Annotated in this window: 1 pseudogene; it reads right to left on the reverse strand. The window is 56.5% G+C overall.

Annotation, left to right across the window (positions count from 1 at the left end):
* Positions 1–647 (reverse strand): annotated as a pseudogene (locus ACR0M3_RS20050) (IS6 family transposase); the annotation flags it as partial.
* Positions 648–708 lie beyond the last annotated feature (61 nt).

Raw genomic sequence — 708 nt, forward strand, 5'->3', positions numbered from 1 at the left:
AACGGATTGTTAGTGCGGAGCGACGACGTGCCGGGACGCGGAAGCAATTTCTAACGGCTGATGGGTGGTTACGAACCGCTGCAAACCTCCTGGAGATCGGTGTCCTAGCATCGTCCGTTCTCGCTTTCGGAATGGGAGGGGGCTGTTTTCAGCTCGATTGTTGAGGCCCTTGTGCGACCAACGATCCAAGCCCGGCGCGATTTCCCGTTTGGCGGTGCCAAAGGACCGCAACTTGTTCGTGATGATCCGCTTGGGAATGAAACCAAGGTGCTTGATCAGGCGGCGCAACAGCCGTTTTGCCGCCCGTTTGTCCCGCCTGGGTTGGAGGATTTCCTTCAGCACGACGCCATGCTGATCGACCGCGCGCAAAGCCGATACTTGCGACCTGAAATGTCCACGACAATTTCATCCAGATGCCAGACACCACCTGGACGGTTCAGTCTCTGCCGCAGATTTCGAGCTACCACCGGCCCGAATTTGATGACCCAGCGCCGAACAGTTTCATAAGAAGCATAGCGCACGCGCTGCAGCAGCATCTCTTCAACTTCCCGCAGGCTCAGATTGAAGCGAACGTACAGCCACACCGCGTGCTCAATGAGCTGAGGCGGAAACCGGGGGCGCTTGTAGCTGATTGACGATGTCTTCATCAATGTCACCTCCGCCCAATGTCGGGCATCAGCAACCTAACGACAGTTAATGTGACAACAC

Source organism: Ruegeria sp. O5 (assembly GCF_056535105.1).